Below are 17,648 nucleotides of genomic sequence, written 5' to 3'. Positions count from 1 at the left end.
CGCTCTTGAAAGAGGGCCCAGGTCAGCGACCTGGGCCCTCTTCGTTGTCCATTCGCCGAGCGACGTGTCAGCCGCGCTTCTGACGCAGGTGGCGAGAGGCCGCGAGGCACGAGGACAGCCACGTCGCCTCAGCGCGATCGATGATCAGGTCGCCCACGGTGACCACCCCGTCCATCACGGTGCCGACCCGTATGGAATGGTCGCCGACGCGGAACAGCTGCCAGTCGGCATCGCTGTGCCAGAGCCGGCCGGTCCTCTCTCCCCGGCGCTGGGCGAAGACGAGTTCTTCCCCGTGCTCGTTGAGGAAGTAGCCGACGTAATCCTTGCCCGTGATCACGCCACCGCACAGGCGGGCCAGCAGCTGTTCGATCGCAGGACGCGCGTCTTCGGTCATGCCGGGGGCTCCTCGGTCTGGTGAGCAGGGTCCTGCTGCGCTGATGCGAGGGCCAACATCCGGGCTGCTGAGCCCAGCAGGGTTCCGTACGTGATCACCTCAATGCGTGCCGCGTGCGTGTTGTAGGTGCGCAGTGTCTCCGCGATCTCCTGGGAGGTAACGCCCCCACTTACGAACCTCGGATGCCCGATCACAACCGTCGCCGAGGCCCTACGAGTATCGACGCCATGGCGCGCGAGGATCCCCTTACGGTTCTCGTCCATGGTGCGGAGGTAGTTCTGCGCCTGCGACACCGCGTGGTGGGCCGCGGCACCCAACATGAGGTGGCCGCTGCGGCGTATCACCAGGTCCTTGATGTTGGCACGCTTGAGTTCCACCACATGAAGGGACCCGTCACCACGCAGAAGGGGGATGTCCAGAATCGTGTCCGAGGTGTACTGCCGACGTGCCAGCTCTGCCACATAAGCACCGCCGAAGATCCACTCCTGATTCTTCAGACGGGCGTGGAGTGTGCTCTCGGAGCTCGTCTCGTCCTCCACTGCAACCCGGAGAGCGTCGAGACCTGCTCTCCGGGCCTTCAGCTCCAGCAACTGGGCGAGCAACCCCGCGTCGGCGTCCGCCAGGAAGTCGCCTACCATTCGCGCGGCCTCGGTTGAGGCCGGTCGTGGCAGGTTCCTCAGGACCAGCTCCATGTGCCCGTACTGCTGGAGTCGCCTCCTCTCTCGAGTGGGCAGCCGGATCCCACCCTCCCCCGTACCGAGGCCCAAGTGGTCCACGGACAGGGCTATACCGCGAAAGAGGTCCCGAGCATCGGCCACCGTCGCCTCGGGGTTGTCCTTGGAGAGGGCGTCCAAAACGGCCACCGCTCGATCGGCGCCCATGGCCACCAGCCTGCGCATGCCCTCCTCGCTACGATGCCGAGCATTCTCGTCGTAGTAGTTCTCCAGGATTTCGAGGAACAGTTCGCCGTCGGCGTAGGCGGCGAAGCGCTGGAACCGCTGCGCAAGAGCGAAGTCCCCGAGCAGGAGAGATTCTTGGGCAACATCCTCCAAGGCGTTCACCAACGGCCTGCCCTTGCCGTACCCCGTCCTGCCGAAAGCAGGACCCATGATGCGCAGCACTGCATCGATGCGCTCCAGCACGCTCGGGTGCTCAGTGAGCTCCCGAGCTCCGCTGACCATCTGCCAGAGCGTAGAACCGGAACGGAAGGTCGTCATGCGGTGACCTTAGAAGGAGGCACTGACAACGACCCGGGGCGAGTGGATCGTGGCCGGACCGGCTCGATCAAACGAGTGTCCGCAGGGTGAGGCGGCCCTCCGCGCTCTGTGCCCCAACCGTGACCCTGGGAGCGGTGCACAGCAGCCCCAGGGTCCGAGACCTGAGGCCCCGTCGTTGTCTCGATCTGACGTCTCGCCTCGGCAGGATGCGGTCTCCGACGCACGCGCGCGCCACCCAAGGGGACGGTGTCACTACGTGCCAGTAGAGGCGGTGAACAGCGGACAACAGGGGGCCGCCAGGACGCTGAAGAGACGGGACCGAGTTGTCATTTGCACAGGTCAGAAGCCGTGCACAGGGCAGGCGCCGGGTGATTCCCAAGCTCAGAGCGCGAGTCGGACTCCCGTCACCCGTTCTGCGCGGAAGCCCCGGGCCGGCGGGCAGCCCGGGGCTTTGTTGCTGTCCGGGCCACCTGAGGGGCGGTGTGCCGTTCGCGTGCCAACGGGGTGGGGCGGCTGAACCCGGCGCCCGTCCGCACAACGTGACACTCCCGGCCCCGCACTGCGGGGCCGGTTGGGGCCCGGCCCGTCCGTTCGCTCAGGGCTGCGCGGTCGGCTGCACCAAGGACAGGTCTCCCGGCGGAGCCGCACTCCACGGTGCCGAGATCTCACCGTCGGGCTCCCAGCCGTGCCGCCGCATCCGCCGCGCGTCCTCCGTACGGCCTGCCAACTCCAGCAGCTCCGCGTACTGGTGCCAGGCGTACGGGTCACCGGCCCCCGAAGCGAGGCGGAGCCAGTCGAGCGCCTCGTCGGTGCGGCCTGCGGCGTGGAACAGCTCGGCCACGGTGGACCGCTGGTCCGGATAGCCGTCCTCGGCGAACCGGTCCGCGCACGACCTCAGCCAGGCGAGGGCCTCGTCCGGGCCCACGGCCGCCGTCATCAGACGGGCGGTCTGACGCAGGGCGTCCAGATTCCCTCCTTCCGCCGCCCGCCGGTACCAGGCGGCAGCCACCGAGGGCCTGCCCAGTTGCTCGTGCAGAGCGGCAACGTGCGCTGCCGCGTCCCGCCCGCCACCGGCCGCCGCATCCTCCTCGTACAGCGCCAGTGCTTCCTCCAGGCGGCCTTCCTGCCGCAGCGCCTCGGCGGCACTCGTTCCTCTCTCCCGGTGGTCTCCCCTTGCGATCACTTCCGCCTGGTCCAACAGGGTGCCCCACTCAATCTGTACTTCGGCGTCCTTGCCTTCCGGCCCTTCCGAGTCGAGAAGGCTCCGCAAACGGCATCGGAGTCGCGCGTCCTCGGCCAGGTGCTCAACCAACGCGCACCATGCCCAAGGAATCCTCACCTCCCCCTTTCTGCCTTCTTCCCCTGCGCGCGGAAGCAGCCAGGCCAGAACGGTGGCGCCGCTGTCACCGCGCTTCCGCATCAGGGCAGCCGTCTCGATCACGGCGTACCCGCCGTCGGCCTCGGCCTCCTGCCGGTAATGGGCGAGTGCTTCTTCCGTACGGCCCATTCGCTCCAGCAGGCCGGCCATTGCCCCTGGTCCGCCGGAGACACCGGCATCCGCGGCGCGTCTGAGGCAGGACTCCGCTTCCCGATGGTTTCCGACGTCCTGCAGAAGCAGGCCGGCGTAGAGCCAGCCATCGGAACGTCCCGCTTCGGCGGCTCTCCTGTGCCAGGCAACGGCTTCATCCGGTCGGCGGGTCATCTCCATGATCCCGGCCACCCGGGACATGGCTTCGGGGTCCCCGGCGTCGGCGAGGGGCAGACACCACAGGAGTGCCTCGTCGCATCTCCCCTCTTCCTCCAGGGTCTGGGACGCCGCCATGGCGGCCCTGGGCACTCCTGCTTCGGCCGCGGCCGTGAGCAGACGCAGGGCGACCCGCAGATGCCCCTTCTCCCTCGCCGACTCAGCCAGGGCTGTCAGGGACTCCCGCGCCGCGTAGTCCGCCAAGGTGTCCCACAGTCCCGCCGGCGGAGCGTTGGTCCGCCGGGTCTTCCTGCCGTGTTGGTCCAGGTACTCCGCGAGTCTGACCTTGTCCGTGTGGAGGAGGGGTTGTGCGGGTTCGCGGAGGGTGATGTGCGTGAGGGGGCCGCGGGTGCCGCGCCAGGTTTCGCCCAGTTCCGTGAAGGCGTGCTCGATGTCGCCGTCCGCCACCATCTCGTACTGCCGGTCGGTGAGGTAATGACGGACCGCCGCTTCCAGCAGCAGCTGCGGAAGAGCCACGTCGTGCCCGAGGCGGCGGGCGTCCATGGCCGATTCGATCAGGGCCCGCGACAGGGCTGTGGCGGTTTCGTACCGGTCGACGAGAGCGCGGCCACCGGCGAGGTACTGGGTGATCTGCCTCTGCTCGGCACGCTCCAGCGCCTCCTGGAGCCGGGGGTCCGCAGCGGCAAGGCGCCGCAGCTCGGACATGTCCGATTCCTCGAAGGCATCCGGTACCCGGTGGTGCTTGCCGGTGAGCAAGGCGCGGGCCTGCGCGTGCGGATCCCTGCGGTCACCTCTCCTGCGGGGCTTGAACAGGGTTGACCACTCCTCGGGCCGGGTCGTCCCGAGGACGAGCAGAGGGCCCCGCCGCAGGTCGGTGAGCACCTCGCGCAGCCGGGCGGCTGCCCGCTCGCCCAGGTCGCCGCTCAGGAACCGGTCGATCTCGTCGAGCCACAGGACGGTGCGGGGAGCGACGTCGTCCAACGCGGCGATCAGGGCCTCAGCGGCGGTCGGTACGAGGGGATGGACGAGCCGCCAATCCGAGGGGAGCAGGCGGAGCGCTTCCCAGCACGCCCTTGTCTTTCCCGTGAAGGGTTCACCGACGAGTACGGCGATGGCGCCGGCCTGGTCTCCGTCCTCGCGCTGAGCAACACTTTTCACCGCGTCGGAAAGCCACTGGTCGTGCTTGCGTTTGGCGTAGAGCGGCAGGAGCGGCAGGTCCGAGTCGGCGCCACCGCCGTCGACAGCCTCGTGCACTTCCAGGGCAAACGGATCGGTGAACTCGCGGATCGGCCGGCCGGAGCCAGCCGGAGCCGAGCGGAGCTTCCGTATCGGCTGGGCCCTCTCCAGCAGGTTCCGCCAGTAGCGCTCATCGGGTTCCTCACCCGCCCAGGAGCTCCACAGCCGCACCAGCGCCAGAACGTCGTCGCTGCTCCTCTCGCTCGGGACCTGGGGATCCCTGTCCCTTCGGAGAGGCACCCAGGCGCTGATCCGCTGGCTCTTGACCCTCCTGTTGTACGGAGGCTTGCCGAGCGCCTGGCTGACCTCTCTCCGTGAAGGCCGCCGGTCGGGCCGGCCGAGTACGGCCTCCGCACGCTGCTCCAGAGCACGCAACTGCTCGTAGAGCTTCCGGGAGTCCTGAGACCGCCGTGTCACCCGCTCTCCCCCTTTTCTGCCCGGCGCCGCTCCCTGTCCCACCCGCAGCGGGCACAGCGGGCACCTCGCCGGCCAGCAGCGTAGAAGGAATTCGCCCGGTGTGCCCGCCGCTCCGGGTTTCTGCCACAACGCCGCAGAAAACTCGGGCCGAGAGCTCGGAGCAGTACCGGGCGCGACCGGCCGGAGGAGACCCCGATGAGCAGGATGACGCAGCGGAAGCGACAGCACACCGCCCGCAGACTGGGACGCGCCGCCCTGTTCGGCGCCGTACGCGGGGTTGCCACCGCGGCGGGCTCGGCCCTCGTCGCGTGCGGCCTGGTGTGGTGGCAGAGCAGGTGAGCGAGCCGCCGCCCCTGTACGGGGAAGCCCCGGGTCCGGATCGCCCCGGGGCTTCCCCATGAGGTGCGGTCAGTGGTCGCGGTGGTGGTCGGCGGCGTGGAGGCGGCGATGGGGCCCCGGGGTGGCGGTGCCGTCAGGCGCGGCAGTGTGGCCGACCAGGAGGCCGGGGGTCTGGGGACAGGCCCGGGGCCGGGGCCGGGGCCGCAGGGGCGGTGGCGACGAAGGCCCAGGACGATGCCCCGGGCCTTCTGTGCTGCCCAGCCCACTCCCACGCCGTCCATCCCTCGCGCCGGTGCTCGGGAACCACAGCTGTACGGGCCTGGCGTCGCCGCCGCCGGGCAGATGCTCGACCTTCAGGTGGTTCACGGTGGCGCGCCTCGCGGTGGTGCGCCGACGTGACCGAGCCAGAAAGGCCCACAGGACCGTGGAGACCTTGACCACATCTGGCTCGGAGCGGGGATGCCGAGGCAACGCGCGAAGGTTGGCGACGGATGGACACCCCGAGCCTATGAACAGGACATGACGTGACAGACGTGAACGCCAGCCGCGCAGCAGCCACCCTCTCGCGCCCGTTCGCGGTCCGCGGGCTCACCTCGCGCAACCGGATCGCCATGGCGCCCATGACCCGGCAGTTCTCCCCGAACGGCGTCCCGGGCCAGGACGTGGCGGACTACTACAGCCGACGGGCCGCCGGCGGTGTGGGGCTGATCATCACCGAGGGCACCTACATCGACCATCACTCTGCGGGCACCAGCGACCGGGTCCCGCGGTTCCACGGCGAGGACGCGCTCACGGGCTGGGCCGGCGTCGCGGACTCCGTGCACCAGGCGGGCGGCGCGATCATCCCGCAGCTGTGGCACGTGGGTGTCACACGCACCGAGGGTGCCCCGCCGGTGGCGGACGCGGAGCCGGTCGGCCCCTCGGGCGTGTCCCTGACGGGCGAGCCCAAGGGCCGCGCCATGACGCAGAAGGACCTCGATGACGTCGTCGCCGCGTTCGCCGACGCGACGGCCGCCGCCGAGCGTCTCGGCTTCGACGGCGTGGAACTCCACGGGGCACACGGCTACTTGATCGACCAGTTCCTGTGGGCCGGCAGCAACCGTCGTACCGATGCCTACGGCGGCGACATCATCGCGCGAACCCGTTTCGCGGCCGAGATCGTAGCGGCCTGCCGCGCGGCCGTGTCCGACTCCTTCCCCCTCTTCTTCCGCATGTCCCAGTGGAAGATGGATGCCTACGAGGCGAAGCTCGCGCAGACGCCCGAGGAACTGGAGGACCTGCTCACGCCGCTGGCCGAGGCCGGTGTCGATGTCTTCCACGCGTCCACCCGCCGCTACTGGCTGCCGGAGTTCGACGACTCCGACCTGAACCTCGCCGGATGGGTGAAGAAGATCAGCGGCAGGCCGACGGTCACCGTCGGCTCAGTCGGCCTGGACGGTGACTTCTTCAACGCTTTCCAGGGCAACAACTCCAAAGTCACCGGCATCGAACAGTTGCTGGACCGGATGGAGCGCGATGAATTCGACATGGTCGCCATCGGCCGTGCGCTGATCGCCGACCCCGAGTGGGCAGCGAAGACCCTGGACGGGCGCACCGAGGACATCACGCCTTTCGGCGCGGAGATGTTGAAGACCCTGCACTGATCAGGTCGTGACGGGGAACGCGGCGGGTCAGCACCCGGGCACTGTCACCTCTCCGAACGCACTGACGGTTGGGACCGGGTGCTGGCTGCGTACTCAGGTTGATGCCCGCAGCCAGGCGCGTCGTTGTGGGCACGCTTGCGAAAGCAGTGTGCTTGATGGTCCGGTGAGCCGATCAGCGACACCCAGGTTGTCAGGACGGTCGCACTCTCAAGGCCATGTACTTCCGAGTGTTCGTGCCCCACCCGTGCCCTCCGGAGCGGCCAACTGCGGTCAAGCACGGTTCTCAAAGACCATGCCAAGCTCACGCGCTGCAGGCCAAACAAGCAGGCAGAGGCATTTCGATGGCCCCAGCGCCGTAGATTCCCCAGCTCGGAGCGCGAGTTCGGCTCTCGTCACCCGCTCCATGCGTTCCATACGGAAGCCCCGGGCCGGCGGCCGGGGCTTCTTTGGTGTCCGGCCCGGTTCAGGCGCCGTGCGCCACCCTCGCACCACCCGCCACCAGCGCGTCATCCGGCACCCGAGGTGCCGCGGCAGGAGGCCGGCCTTCGCGAGCCGGGCGACGGCATCGGCGATCGTGACGGGCGGGTTGCGCTTCCCCGGAGAGGCGAACGGGTCCGGGAAGACCTTCGTCACCGCGGCCGTCCCGGACGTCTCCGACCGGGACAGCAGGGTCGACCGTCGCTTCCCGCCTGATCACCTCGGCCGGACGCGCGGCGAACCGCCGCACCACCGGAAGCCAGTCCCACAGCTACGGGTTCAAGCAGGCCCTGTACTTCCCCGTCCGGAGCAAGTAAGTGCGGTGACAAGACCGGAGTGCGCCCCGGCGGCTCCGTCCCGCACCCCTTGGTCCGCTTTCCCGCCGCGCCCGTTGTGTGTTCTGCGATGCCAGGTCGAAACGTTTCTGCACGCTCGTACGCACCCCGCTCGCCCCGCGTTCCGTTCTCGACGGACTTCATGAGACGCAGCGCGGTCGCCCGCTCGCATCCGAATTTGCATTTGATCCTATTTTCCCCGCCGGCCTTGTCACGGCACCGATGTGTACAGGTAGCTATGTGCGTACGCCCGCTCCTTCGCTCCGGACTCCCGATGAGCCCTGGGCAGGGCGGCGGCGGACCGGCTTCCGGTGCGCCGCCGGCCAGGGAGACGGCCGTGACACCCGTACGTGAGGAGAAGTCATGAAGAAGGCATACGAAGCACCGACACTCGCCCGGCTCGGGACGTTCCGGAAGAAGACCGGGCTGCTGCAGTTCAAGGGCAACGACCGGCTGCTCCTGAGCAAGAACTGACGGCCGAGGCTCTGATCCGACGTCATGACTGAGCTGCACGAGAGTGCGGGGGCGGGCCCCGGTGACGCGCACTTCACGGTCTTCACCGACCGTGAGGACGCGGCCGCCGTGGCCCGCTCCCTCTCCCTCCCCGGAACACGGACCCTGAAGCACGCCTCGGGCCGGCCCTGGCTGGTGGGGCAGTGGCACGACCAGGAGATCGTCACCGCGCGCGCCGGCCGCACGGCCCTCGCCGTCATCGGCTGCTGTCCGGTCGGCGCCGCAGAGCTGGAACGGCATGCCGCGCGGCTGCGCGATCTCGCCGGACTCGACGCACTGGCCCGCTCCCTCCCCGGGAGCTTCCACCTCGTCGCCGCGCTCGACGGGCGGATCAGGGTGCAGGGCACCGCGTCCGGTCTCCGGCTGGTCTTCCATGCCCACGTCGGCGGAACACAGGTGGCCGCCACCCGCGCCGACGTACTCGCCACCGCTCTGGGCACCGCCCCGGACGAGGAGCAGCTGGCCGTCCGGCTGCTGTGGCCGGTTCCCCATCCGCTCGCCGAGGCGCCCATGTGGCGGGGCGTCACCGCGGTGTCCCCGCACGACGCGCTGATCGTCGCGGCGGACGGGCGGACCGTACGCCACTCGCGCTGGTGGACACCGCCGGAGCCGGTGCGCACGCTCGCCGACGGCGCACCCCTCGTCCGTGAAGCCCTCGCCGAGGCCGTCGATGCCCGTACCCGCCAGGGAGGCGTGGTCAGCTGCGACCTGTCCGGCGGCCTCGACTCCACCTCCGTCTGCTTTCTGGCCGCGCGGTCACCGGCCCGCGTGGTGGCGAGCACCTGGCCGGGGCGCGATCCCGCCGACACCGATCTGTACTGGGCCGAACAGGCCGCCCGGTCCCTGCCGGACGTCGAGCACGTCGTCTGGGACGCCGACGCCTCGCCGCTGGTCTACGGCGACCTGCTCTCCATCGACGACCTGCTGGACGAACCGACCATCGGCGTCATGGACCGCTCACGGGTCCTGCACCACCTGCCCGCCCTGGCCGAGCGCGGCAGCCGACTGCACCTGACCGGCATCGGGGGTGATCACGTGGCCTGGTGCTCCGAGGCGTACTACCACCGGCTGCTGCGCACCCGCCCGTGGTTCGCCGTCCGCCAGTTGCGCGGCTTCCGGGCCCTGTGGGAGTGGCCGCTCGCGGACACGGCACGTGCGCTGGCCGATGCGCGGCCGTACGGGAAGTGGCTGGCCGACTCCAGCGGTCGCCTGCGGAGCCCCGCGCCCGCCACCGTCAGCACCGGCCTCGGCTGGGGCATGCCCCCTCGTCTCTTCGACTGGGTCACCCCCGACGCCGAACGGGCCGCCCGGCGGGCGCTGCGCGAGGCCGCCGCGCACGCGGTCCCGCTCCACCCGGACCGCGGCCTGCACACCGATCTCGAACAGATCCTTTCCTGTACCCGCATCCTCCGCCAGTGGGACCGGATGGCGGCCCGGGCCGGGGTGCCGATGGCCTCACCGTTCCTCGACGACCGGGTGATCGAGGCATGCCTCGCGGTCCGCCCGAGCGAGCGCGTCACGCCCTGGCGGTACAAGCCCCTCCTGACCACCGCCATGAGCGGGATCGTGCCCGACGTGTGCCTGCGGCGTACCAACAAGGCCGCCGCGTCCATGGACGCCGCCGACGGACTGCGCGAACACCGCGCCGACCTGCTGGCGCTCTGGGAGGGCTCCCGGCTGGAACAGCTCGGACTGGTCGACGGCGCGGCCCTGCGCCGGCTGGCCCAGCGGCCGGGCACACCCGAACTGCACGAAGCGATCCTCTACTCCACCATCGCCGCCGAAGTGTGGCTGCGCGGCCTCGACCGGACGACCGGGCGCAAGGCGCCCGCGTCCTCATGACCACAGCTCCCAGCGGAAAGGCACACACATGGCACTGAAGTTCGGCGCCGATGTCTCCACTGCCGAGACCGACTACGGCACGGTCCTCCTGGACGAACGCGCCGGGGAGTACTGGGAGCTGAACCCCACCGCCACCCTGGTGGTCAGCACGCTGATGGCGGGCGGCGACGAAGCCGACGCGGTCGCCGCGCTCACCGACGCGTTCGACATCGGTCCCGACCGGGCGAAACAGGACGTCGACGCCCTCGTCCGGCAACTGCGGGCCTCGGGGCTGGCCCGATGACGACACCCAGCGCACTGGAGAGGCCCTCCGGGGTCCCCTTCGCGCGGCGGCTGGCCGCCCGTGCCGTCCTGCTGCCCGCCGTCGCCCTCTCCCTCCTGCCGCCCCGCCGGATCCGTGCCGTACTCGGCCTCGTCCGCCGGGGGGCCACCCCGGCCACCGCCGCACAGGCCAAGAACGCCCGGGACGCGATGTGCGCGGTGAGCCTGCGCTGCGCCGGTCCGAAGGGCTGCCTGCCGCGTTCCCTGGGCGCGGCGCTCGTGTGCCGCCTCTCGGGGACCTGGCCGACCTGGTGCACGGGGGTGCGTGTGGTGCCGCCCTTCACGGCGCACGCCTGGATCGAGGCGGACGGCCGCCCCGTGGACGAGGACGTACCCGACGACTACTTCACGCGGTTGATGACGGTCGCCCTCGCGATCCGACCGGATCGATGACCGGCACCGACGCGGACCCGGCTCAGCCGGCGGCCAAGGACGATCGCTCCACCCGGGCCGCGGTCGCCACCATGTACCGGCTCACCACCGGGCACCGGGCCTCCGTCGCCGTCGCCACCGCGCTCACCCTGGTCGGCTCCGCCCTGGGACTCGCCCAGCCGCTCGTCGCCAAACACGTCGTGGACGCGAGCGGACAGGGACAGGTGCTGTGGCCGCTGCTGCTGCTCCTGGCCGCGCTGTTCGTCACCGAAGCGGCGACGGGCGCGGTGGGCCGCTTCGTCCTGGAGCGCATGGGCGAAGGCGTCGTACGGGGGCTGCGCCACAGCCTGGTGGCGCGGCTGCTCCGGCTGGAGATGAGGGAGTACGGCCGGCACCGCAGCGGCGACCTCATCTCCCGGGTCACCGCCGACACCACCCTGCTGAGGGAGGTCGTGTCCCAGGCGCTGGTCGACCTGGTGACGGGGGTCCTCGTCGCGGCGGGCGCCGTCGTCCTCATGGTGTGGATCGACCCGCTGCTGCTGCTCCTGGTCGCCCTCACGGTGGCCGCCGCCGCCGCGATCGTCGCTTCGCTGCTGAAGGGCATCAGGGCGGCGTCCGAACGTATGCAGAACTCCGTCGGCGCGATCGCCGCCGATCTGGAACGTGCGCTCGGCGCCCTCCCGATGGTCCGGGTCCACCGCGCCGAGGACCGCGAGGCGGCCCGCATCGGGGTACGGGTCGAAGCCGCCTACAGCGCGGGCGTACGGACCGCGAAGCTCGCGTCCGTGATGAGCCCGGCGGTCGAACTCGCCGTCCAGGGCTCCTTCCTGATCGTCCTGGTGATCGGCGGCCTGCGGGTCGACGGCCGCACCAACTCCCTCGGCGATCTGGTCGCCTTCCTGCTGTACGCCTCCTACCTGGTGCTGCCGTTGTCGTCGGTCTTCCGCGCGGTCGGCCTCATCCAGCGTGGCATGGGCGCCTACCAGCGCATCGAGCAGGCGCTGTCCCTGCCCGCGGAACCTCCGCAGGGGGAGACACCGGCTGTTCGGGCACGTACGCGCGAACCGGCCCGGCAGACCGCCTCGTCCGAGGAGCCCGCCCTCGCCCTGCGGGACATCGGCTTCGGCTACGTCCCGGGCCGGCCGGTGCTGCGGGACCTGTCCTTCAGCGTCGCGCACCGGCAGCAGGTCGCCCTGGTCGGCCGGTCGGGCGCCGGAAAGAGCACGGTCTTCGCCCTGGTGTCCAGGTTCTACGAACCGGACTCCGGGGCCCTGCTGTTCGACGGCCTGCCCGCCGGCGGACTGAGCCGCGCCGCCTGCCGTGAACGCATCGCCGTCGTCGACCAGGACACCCACGTCGTCCACGGCACGCTGCGGGACAACATCACCTACGCCGTGCCCGACGCCACCGAGGCCGAGGTACGACACGTCATCGAACTCGCCCGGCTCGAAGGTGTCGTACGGCGGCTGCCGGGCGGCCTCTCAGGAGTGCTCGGCGAACGCGGCGGCACCCTCTCGGCGGGAGAACGCCAACGTGTCGCCCTGGCCCGTGCCCTGCTCGCCCGCCCCGCGCTCCTCCTGCTCGACGAGCCCACCTCCCACCTCGACACCATCAACGAGACGGCGCTCACCACAGTGATGAGGGACGTCACCCGGGAGTGCGCCGTGCTGGTGATCGCACACCGGCTCTCCACCGTGCAGCACGCCGACCGGATCGTCGTACTGGACAACGGCCGCGCCGCCGCCTGCGGACGCCACGAGGAACTGCTCACCAGCAGCCCCGTCTACCGCGAGCTGGCCGCCGGACAGATGCTCCGCCCGGCCGGCACCCGGACCTCCGCCGTCACGACCACCCGTACCCGCCCCCGCCACCCGCTGTGAACCGGTTCGAAGACCTCGTGCCACGTGCGTGCCGAGCGCGTCCGCCGGCCGGCTCGGGCGGGCGGGACGGCGGGCACGCGTACGCCGACGGAGGGCGGGCGCTTCGGCATGGTCCGGCCCGGTACGCCTGGTGCAGGGACGCGGGGGGCGACCGTACGCCGTCGATGCGCCCGTACGGCCCGGACCGGTACGCGCCGCTTCCCTCCGTCCACTCCCGTACGGGACGCCGGAGGCACACGGGGGACAACGCGGGGCAGCGCCCGTCCGGCGTCCTCGGGGCCTGTCCACAGCCACGGCTTTCCGCCGGCCTCCCCCACGCGGCTGTGGACAACGCGTAGCCACCCCGGCCCGTACGGCCCGGGGACGGGTCTGCTCAGGGGGGCGGCCCCGCTGTCCCCACGCCGCGCACGGCCGGGCGGCGCGGTGGGTACGGCGGGCACGGCGGGCATGGTTCGGGGCGGTCAGCGGATGGTGGTGAAGTCCGTGCCCACGACGAGGGTGACGGTGCCTGCCGCGGCGCTCGCCTCCTGCTTCGCCGTGACACCGGGCAGCCGGGACGCGAGTACCCCGGCCTGCTCTGCGAGGCCCTGGGGATAAGTGACCGCGCTCTTCTCCGCGGAGGCGGGGGCGTTGCCGGTGCCGGTGACCGTGTAGCCGGCGGACCTCAGCGTTTCGGCGACCTTCGCGGCCTGGCCGGGCATCCCGCTGCCGTTGAGGACCTGTACGCGCACCGTGGCGGCGTACACCGGTCCCTTGGAGTCGGCCGTCAGCTTCTCCTTGTCGACCTCCTGGTCCTTGGCCAGCGAGGTGAACAGGTCGGCGGCCTGCGGGTACTGCCACACCACGTTGGCCTTGTCGGAGGGATCGTCCGCCTCGCGCCCGTAGTTCGGCACGGTCAGGAAGGTCAGCCGGTCGCTCGGGATGCTCTTGATCTCGTTCGCGAGGCCGGTCAGCGGCTTGATCCCCGCCAGCTTCTCGTCCGTGGTCAGGGACTTGGTGGCGGAGTCCAGGAATCCGTACAGGGCGGCCGGGCTGGTGAGCTTCTGCTTCGCCTTGGCGGCGAGGGCTTCCATGAACTCCTGCTGGCGGCCGATGCGTCCGAGGTCCGAGCCGTCACCGACGCTGTAGCGGGTACGGACGTACCCGAGGGCCTGCTCGTCCTGGACGGTCTGGCACCCGGCCTCCATGTCGAGGTGCGCCTTCTCGTCACGGATCGCCGTCCCGGGGCAGACCTCGATGCCGTCGAGGGCGTTGACCATGCCCTTGAAGCCCTGGAAGTCGACGGACATGAAGTGGTCGATCCGCAGACCGGTGGACTGCTCCACCGTCTTGATCGTGCAGGCGGCGGCTCCCGCGACCTCGCCGCTCGTGCCTCCGATGGCGAAGGAAGTGTTGATCTTGGCATGGCGGGGGCCGGACGTCGTGCCGTCGCCGCGGTCGCAGGCCGGGAGGCTCACCCACGAGTCGCGCGGCAGGGACACCACGGTGGCCCATTCCCTGTCCGCGGACAGGTGCATGACCATCAGCGTGTCCGAGTGCATGGTGTCCAGGTCCCGGCCGTACTTCGCGTTCTTGCCGTCCCGCGAATCGGAGCCCACCACCAGGATGTTCTTCGAACCCGGACTCAGATTGACCGGCCTGTCGCCGCCCAGCTTGTTGTCCAGGTCCGCGGAATTGATGTTCCCGTCCAGGCCCGTGTAGACCCAGGCCCCGGCCCCTGCCGCCGCCAGTACGAGAACGGCCAGCGTCCCGCCGGTCCACAGCGCTATTCGCCCGCGCCGGGTCAGCCGGGCCGGCCGCTCCTCCACCTTGCGGCGGCGCCGTGTCGGCTGTGCCCGGCGACCGTGCCGCCGCCTGTCCTGCGTACCCACTCTGGCGTCCTCCGGGCCTTCGTATTCGTCCGTCCTCGACCGCCGTTGCATGCGATGCGTGAACTTTACAGTCGCGCAGAGGGGGCAAATCCGTCAGGCGAAGACACCCCTCGGCCAACGGCCCGGATCACCGTCCCTGTTGGGGAGGGGGCGCAGGAATTTCTCGTCGCACGACGAGAGGGACGACACAGAAACCGGAGAGGACCGCATCGCGGTCGCCCCGCCGGCCGGGCAGCTTGCGCACGCGCAGGGCCACCGGGCCGGCCGCGCCCGCCACCGGTGTCCGCCCGGGGGACCGGCCGGTCCGGGTGCGGGTCACCGCCTGCTTCTCGTACGGCCCGGTCAGGACTGCGACGACCGTGGTGTACGCCGGCTCCCGCCGAGCCGCTTCTACGTACACCCAGGCGGCCGTCACGAGCCCCGGCGCCGCAGGAGCCGTCAAAGCCTTCGGAGCCTTCGGGGGCAGGCCGTCGGGCAGGAACCGGAACACTGTGCCCGGTGGCACTACCGCATGACGATTACCCGGCAATCAGGAGGAAGGCCATGGCTGTTGACGTCCGTACCAAGGAGAAGGCCCTGCGGCTGCGCGCCCTGGGCGAGGAGATCCTCGTACTGCCGAACGCGTGGGACGCGGGCAGCGCGGTCGTGATCGTCGCGGCGGGCGCGCGGGCGGTCGCCACGACCAAGCGGCGGTGTCGCCTGGTCGCTCGGGCGCCGGGACGGGCAGCAGGCCACGCGGGCGGAGATGCTGGGGGCGGCCGCCCGGATCGTGGCGGCCGTGGACGTGCCGGTGGCCGTCGATGTCGAGGGCGGTTACGACGACGTCGCGGCGACGGTACGGGAGGTGGTCGCCGCCGGTGCGGTCGGCATCAACCTGGAGGGCTCCAGAGCGGCGGGCGGGCCGCTGTTCACCGCCGGGGAGCAGGCGGAACGTATCCGCGCGGCCCGTGACGCGGCGGCCGGTGCCGGGCTGCCGGAGCTGGTCGTCAACGCCCGTACCGATGTCTACCTGTTCGGCATCGGTGAGGAGGACGGCCGTCTCGCCGAGGTGACCGCCAGGACCGCGGCGTACGCGGAGGCGGGCGCCGACGGCGTCTTCGTCCCCGGACTCCTCGATCTGGACGTCCTGCGCGAGCTGGCCCGGGGTCCGCTGCCGGTGAACGTCATGGCGGGGCCCGGTGGTCCGGCCGTCGCCGAGCCGGCCGAAGCCGGAGTGCGCCGGATCAGCGTCGGCACGGGTGTGGCGCAGGCCGCGTACACCGCGGCTCGTGACGCCGCCGTGGAGCTGCTGGGCGAGGGAAGTTACGGGGCGCTGGACGGTTCGCTGGACTTCTCCGCGCTGAACGGCCTGTTCGGGAAGTGACCGTACGGGCGGCCGGCGGTGGGCCGGGGTCTGCCGGTCCGGGGTCTGCCGGTCCGGGGTCTGCCGGTTCAGGATCTGCCGGTCCGGGGTCTGCCGGTCCGGGGTGCCGGGCCTCATGCGCGCAGACGCAGGCGCTGTCCGGGGTAGATGCGGTCCGGGCCCTCGTCGAGGATGTGCCTGTTCAGTTCGTACAGGGCCTGGGTGCCGCCGGGGACATCGGCGTGGTACGCGATGGCGGAGAGGCAGTCGCCCTCGCGCACGGTGTAGGTGGGCCCGCCGACGGCTTCGCCGGAGCGCTGCGCCGGCACCCGGGACACCGCCGGGGGCTGGTAGGTGCTGCCGCCGGCGCCCGTGCTCGGAGTGCGGTGGGTGCTGCCGCCGGACCTCGTGCTCGGGGCCTGGGGGGTGGCGTCGGAGGTTCCCGAGCTTCCGGCGTGGGCCGCCGCGCGGCGGCCGCACTGGGGCCACGCGGACAGACCGACGTCCCGGGCTACGCGCTGGGCCACGGCGATCTGTTCCGACCGTGAGGCGAGGTCGGCGCGGGGGGCGTACTGGTGACCGCCGTAGGCGCGCCAGGTGGAGGGGGCGAACTGCAGGCCGCCGTAGTAGCCGTTGCCCGTGTTGATGTTCCAGCGGCCGTTGCTCTCGCAGGCGGCGATGGTCTCCCAGTCGGTTCCCGACGGGGCGGACCGCACATCGGACCGCGCATCGGCTCGCACATCGGCTCGCGCGGTGCTCTGACCGGCGAGCCCCAGAACGCTCAACAGGGCCAACAGCAGAGGCAGGATCGTTTCAGCAGTCCGCTTGACGAGGGGTGAAGGCGACATCCGGGTTTCCTCCGCTGTGCTCCGGCAGCGCCGTGACGCAGTGGTCGTCACGGCCGATGGGCATGCAAGGAATAACCCACCGATATGCTTTTAGGTGGGTATGCGGAGTTCGACGTGCGGGTTTTCACCCGGGTGGAGGCTTGTCCCGAGCGGCGGCCGACCCCCCTTGACCGCCGCCGACGCGGTGGCGGCGTACAGCGCACCGGAGCAGATGCCGGGGCCGGTACGGTGGCGCGCTGGAAGCTCCTCCTGCACCCGCAGTTCCTGACTCTCCGCGGCATCCCCTTCGCCGCCCCCCTGTCCCTCCACGCGCACGCCTTCTGGCTCCTCGGAGCCCGGTGCCGCCGTATCGCCGCCCTGCCTTCCGTACGCACCCGAAGGACTCCCGTGAGCGCCCGCGCCGCGCCTCGGGCCGGTCGCTGCGCAGGCGGGACACGGCGAGGGCGAGCTGCGGGCCGGCCGGGTCGCGGTAGTCGAGCGGTACGGGCAGCTCGGCGCACTCCTGTCCGGCGGGGCCGCCGTGCCGGGCGCAGGGCCGCCACGTCAGGGCGGGCAACGCGGTGGACGCGGCCGGGGCCGGGGCCGGGGCCGGGGCCGGGGCCGGGGCCGGGGCCGGGGCCGGGGCCGGGGCCGGGGCCGGGGCCGGGGCCGGGGCCGGGGCCGCGGTGGCCTCGCCGGCCGTGGTCGGGTCGTGGCGACGGCTGCGGCGGAGAGGGTGAGGAGGAGACTCTTGGTGGCCCTGCGGGCGTAAGTCGTGATGGGGCAAGGGTGGTTGGGCGGACTCCTCCTGCCCATGCGGCAGGCATGACACCGGCGGTGGGGGTGGCTCCCGGGCCGTCCCCGGCCGGTGCAAGGCGCACGGGGACGCGGAGGCAGGGAGGAGCACCGTCCGACCC

The 17,648-nt window shown here is 71.4% G+C and carries 13 protein-coding genes; 8 read left to right on the top strand and 5 right to left on the bottom strand.

What is annotated here, in order from left to right; translation table 11 throughout:
• Positions 1 to 67 precede the first annotated feature (67 nt).
• The 3 genes from ACWDZ4_RS04490 to ACWDZ4_RS04480 all read right to left on the bottom strand — a co-directional run bounded on the left by ACWDZ4_RS04490 (position 68) and on the right by ACWDZ4_RS04480 (position 4,969).
• Positions 68 to 394, bottom strand: coding sequence for a hypothetical protein (locus ACWDZ4_RS04490; protein ID WP_451506962.1), 327 nt, complete (start codon positions 392 to 394; stop codon positions 68 to 70).
• Positions 391 to 1,611 (bottom strand): Shedu anti-phage system protein SduA domain-containing protein, encoded by a 1,221-nt coding sequence (locus ACWDZ4_RS04485; RefSeq protein WP_451506961.1) that lies wholly within the window; start codon positions 1,609 to 1,611, stop codon positions 391 to 393. Before ACWDZ4_RS04485 ends, ACWDZ4_RS04490 begins: the two co-directional genes overlap by 4 nt.
• 595 nt (positions 1,612 to 2,206) lie before the next feature.
• Positions 2,207 to 4,969 carry a hypothetical protein gene (locus ACWDZ4_RS04480; protein WP_451506960.1) on the bottom strand — a complete coding sequence of 921 codons (2,763 nt, stop codon included), beginning with the start codon at positions 4,967 to 4,969 and terminating at the stop codon, positions 2,207 to 2,209.
• A 195-nt stretch (positions 4,970 to 5,164) separates the two neighbouring features.
• Here ACWDZ4_RS04480 and ACWDZ4_RS04475 point away from each other — a divergent pair, with 195 nt between their 5' ends.
• The 7 genes from ACWDZ4_RS04475 to ACWDZ4_RS04445 all read left to right on the top strand — a co-directional run bounded on the left by ACWDZ4_RS04475 (position 5,165) and on the right by ACWDZ4_RS04445 (position 12,691).
• Complete coding sequence (locus ACWDZ4_RS04475) at positions 5,165 to 5,308, top strand: hypothetical protein (RefSeq protein ID WP_451506959.1); 144 nt, start codon at positions 5,165 to 5,167, stop codon at positions 5,306 to 5,308.
• A 524-nt stretch (positions 5,309 to 5,832) separates the two neighbouring features.
• On the top strand, positions 5,833 to 6,951 hold the full coding sequence (locus ACWDZ4_RS04470) for an NADH:flavin oxidoreductase (RefSeq protein ID WP_451506958.1): 1,119 nt from the start codon (positions 5,833 to 5,835) through the stop codon (positions 6,949 to 6,951).
• Positions 6,952 to 8,126: 1,175 nt separating this feature from the next.
• A complete protein-coding gene (locus tag ACWDZ4_RS04465; RefSeq protein ID WP_451506957.1) occupies positions 8,127 to 8,237 on the top strand; it encodes a keywimysin-related RiPP in 111 nt (36 codons plus the stop codon).
• 24 nt (positions 8,238 to 8,261) lie between these two features.
• Positions 8,262 to 10,118: a lasso peptide isopeptide bond-forming cyclase gene (locus ACWDZ4_RS04460; RefSeq protein WP_451506956.1), complete on the top strand. Its 1,857-nt coding sequence runs from the start codon at positions 8,262 to 8,264 to the stop codon at positions 10,116 to 10,118.
• A 28-nt stretch (positions 10,119 to 10,146) separates the two neighbouring features.
• Entirely contained in the window at positions 10,147 to 10,401 is a 255-nt protein-coding gene (locus ACWDZ4_RS04455) for a lasso peptide biosynthesis PqqD family chaperone (RefSeq protein ID WP_451506955.1), read from the top strand.
• Complete coding sequence (locus tag ACWDZ4_RS04450) at positions 10,398 to 10,832, top strand: lasso peptide biosynthesis B2 protein (RefSeq protein ID WP_451506954.1); 435 nt, start codon at positions 10,398 to 10,400, stop codon at positions 10,830 to 10,832. The genes ACWDZ4_RS04455 and ACWDZ4_RS04450 overlap by 4 nt, the downstream gene beginning before the upstream one ends.
• Positions 10,829 to 12,691, top strand: a complete 1,863-nt coding sequence (locus ACWDZ4_RS04445) for an ABC transporter ATP-binding protein (RefSeq protein ID WP_451506953.1) — start codon at positions 10,829 to 10,831, stop codon at positions 12,689 to 12,691. Before ACWDZ4_RS04450 ends, ACWDZ4_RS04445 begins: the two co-directional genes overlap by 4 nt.
• Positions 12,692 to 13,152: 461 nt before the next feature.
• Here the strand turns inward: ACWDZ4_RS04445 and ACWDZ4_RS04440 are convergent, their stop codons facing one another.
• A complete protein-coding gene (locus tag ACWDZ4_RS04440) occupies positions 13,153 to 14,499 on the bottom strand; it encodes an LCP family protein (RefSeq protein WP_451507095.1) in 1,347 nt (448 codons plus the stop codon).
• Positions 14,500 to 15,307: 808 nt separating this feature from the next.
• Between ACWDZ4_RS04440 and ACWDZ4_RS04435 the strand changes: the two genes are divergently transcribed.
• Entirely contained in the window at positions 15,308 to 15,925 is a 618-nt protein-coding gene (locus ACWDZ4_RS04435; RefSeq protein ID WP_451506952.1) for an isocitrate lyase/phosphoenolpyruvate mutase family protein, read from the top strand.
• A 113-nt stretch (positions 15,926 to 16,038) separates the two neighbouring features.
• Here the strand turns inward: ACWDZ4_RS04435 and ACWDZ4_RS04430 are convergent, their stop codons facing one another.
• Positions 16,039 to 16,752, bottom strand: a complete 714-nt coding sequence (locus ACWDZ4_RS04430) for a transglycosylase family protein (protein ID WP_451506951.1) — start codon at positions 16,750 to 16,752, stop codon at positions 16,039 to 16,041.
• Positions 16,753 to 17,648: the final 896 nt, after the last annotated feature.

It is taken from the genome of Streptomyces sp. NPDC003016 (assembly GCF_053591455.1).
The sequence above is the reverse complement of the archived record's forward strand: the minus strand, read 5'-3'. Positions and strand labels throughout refer to the sequence as shown.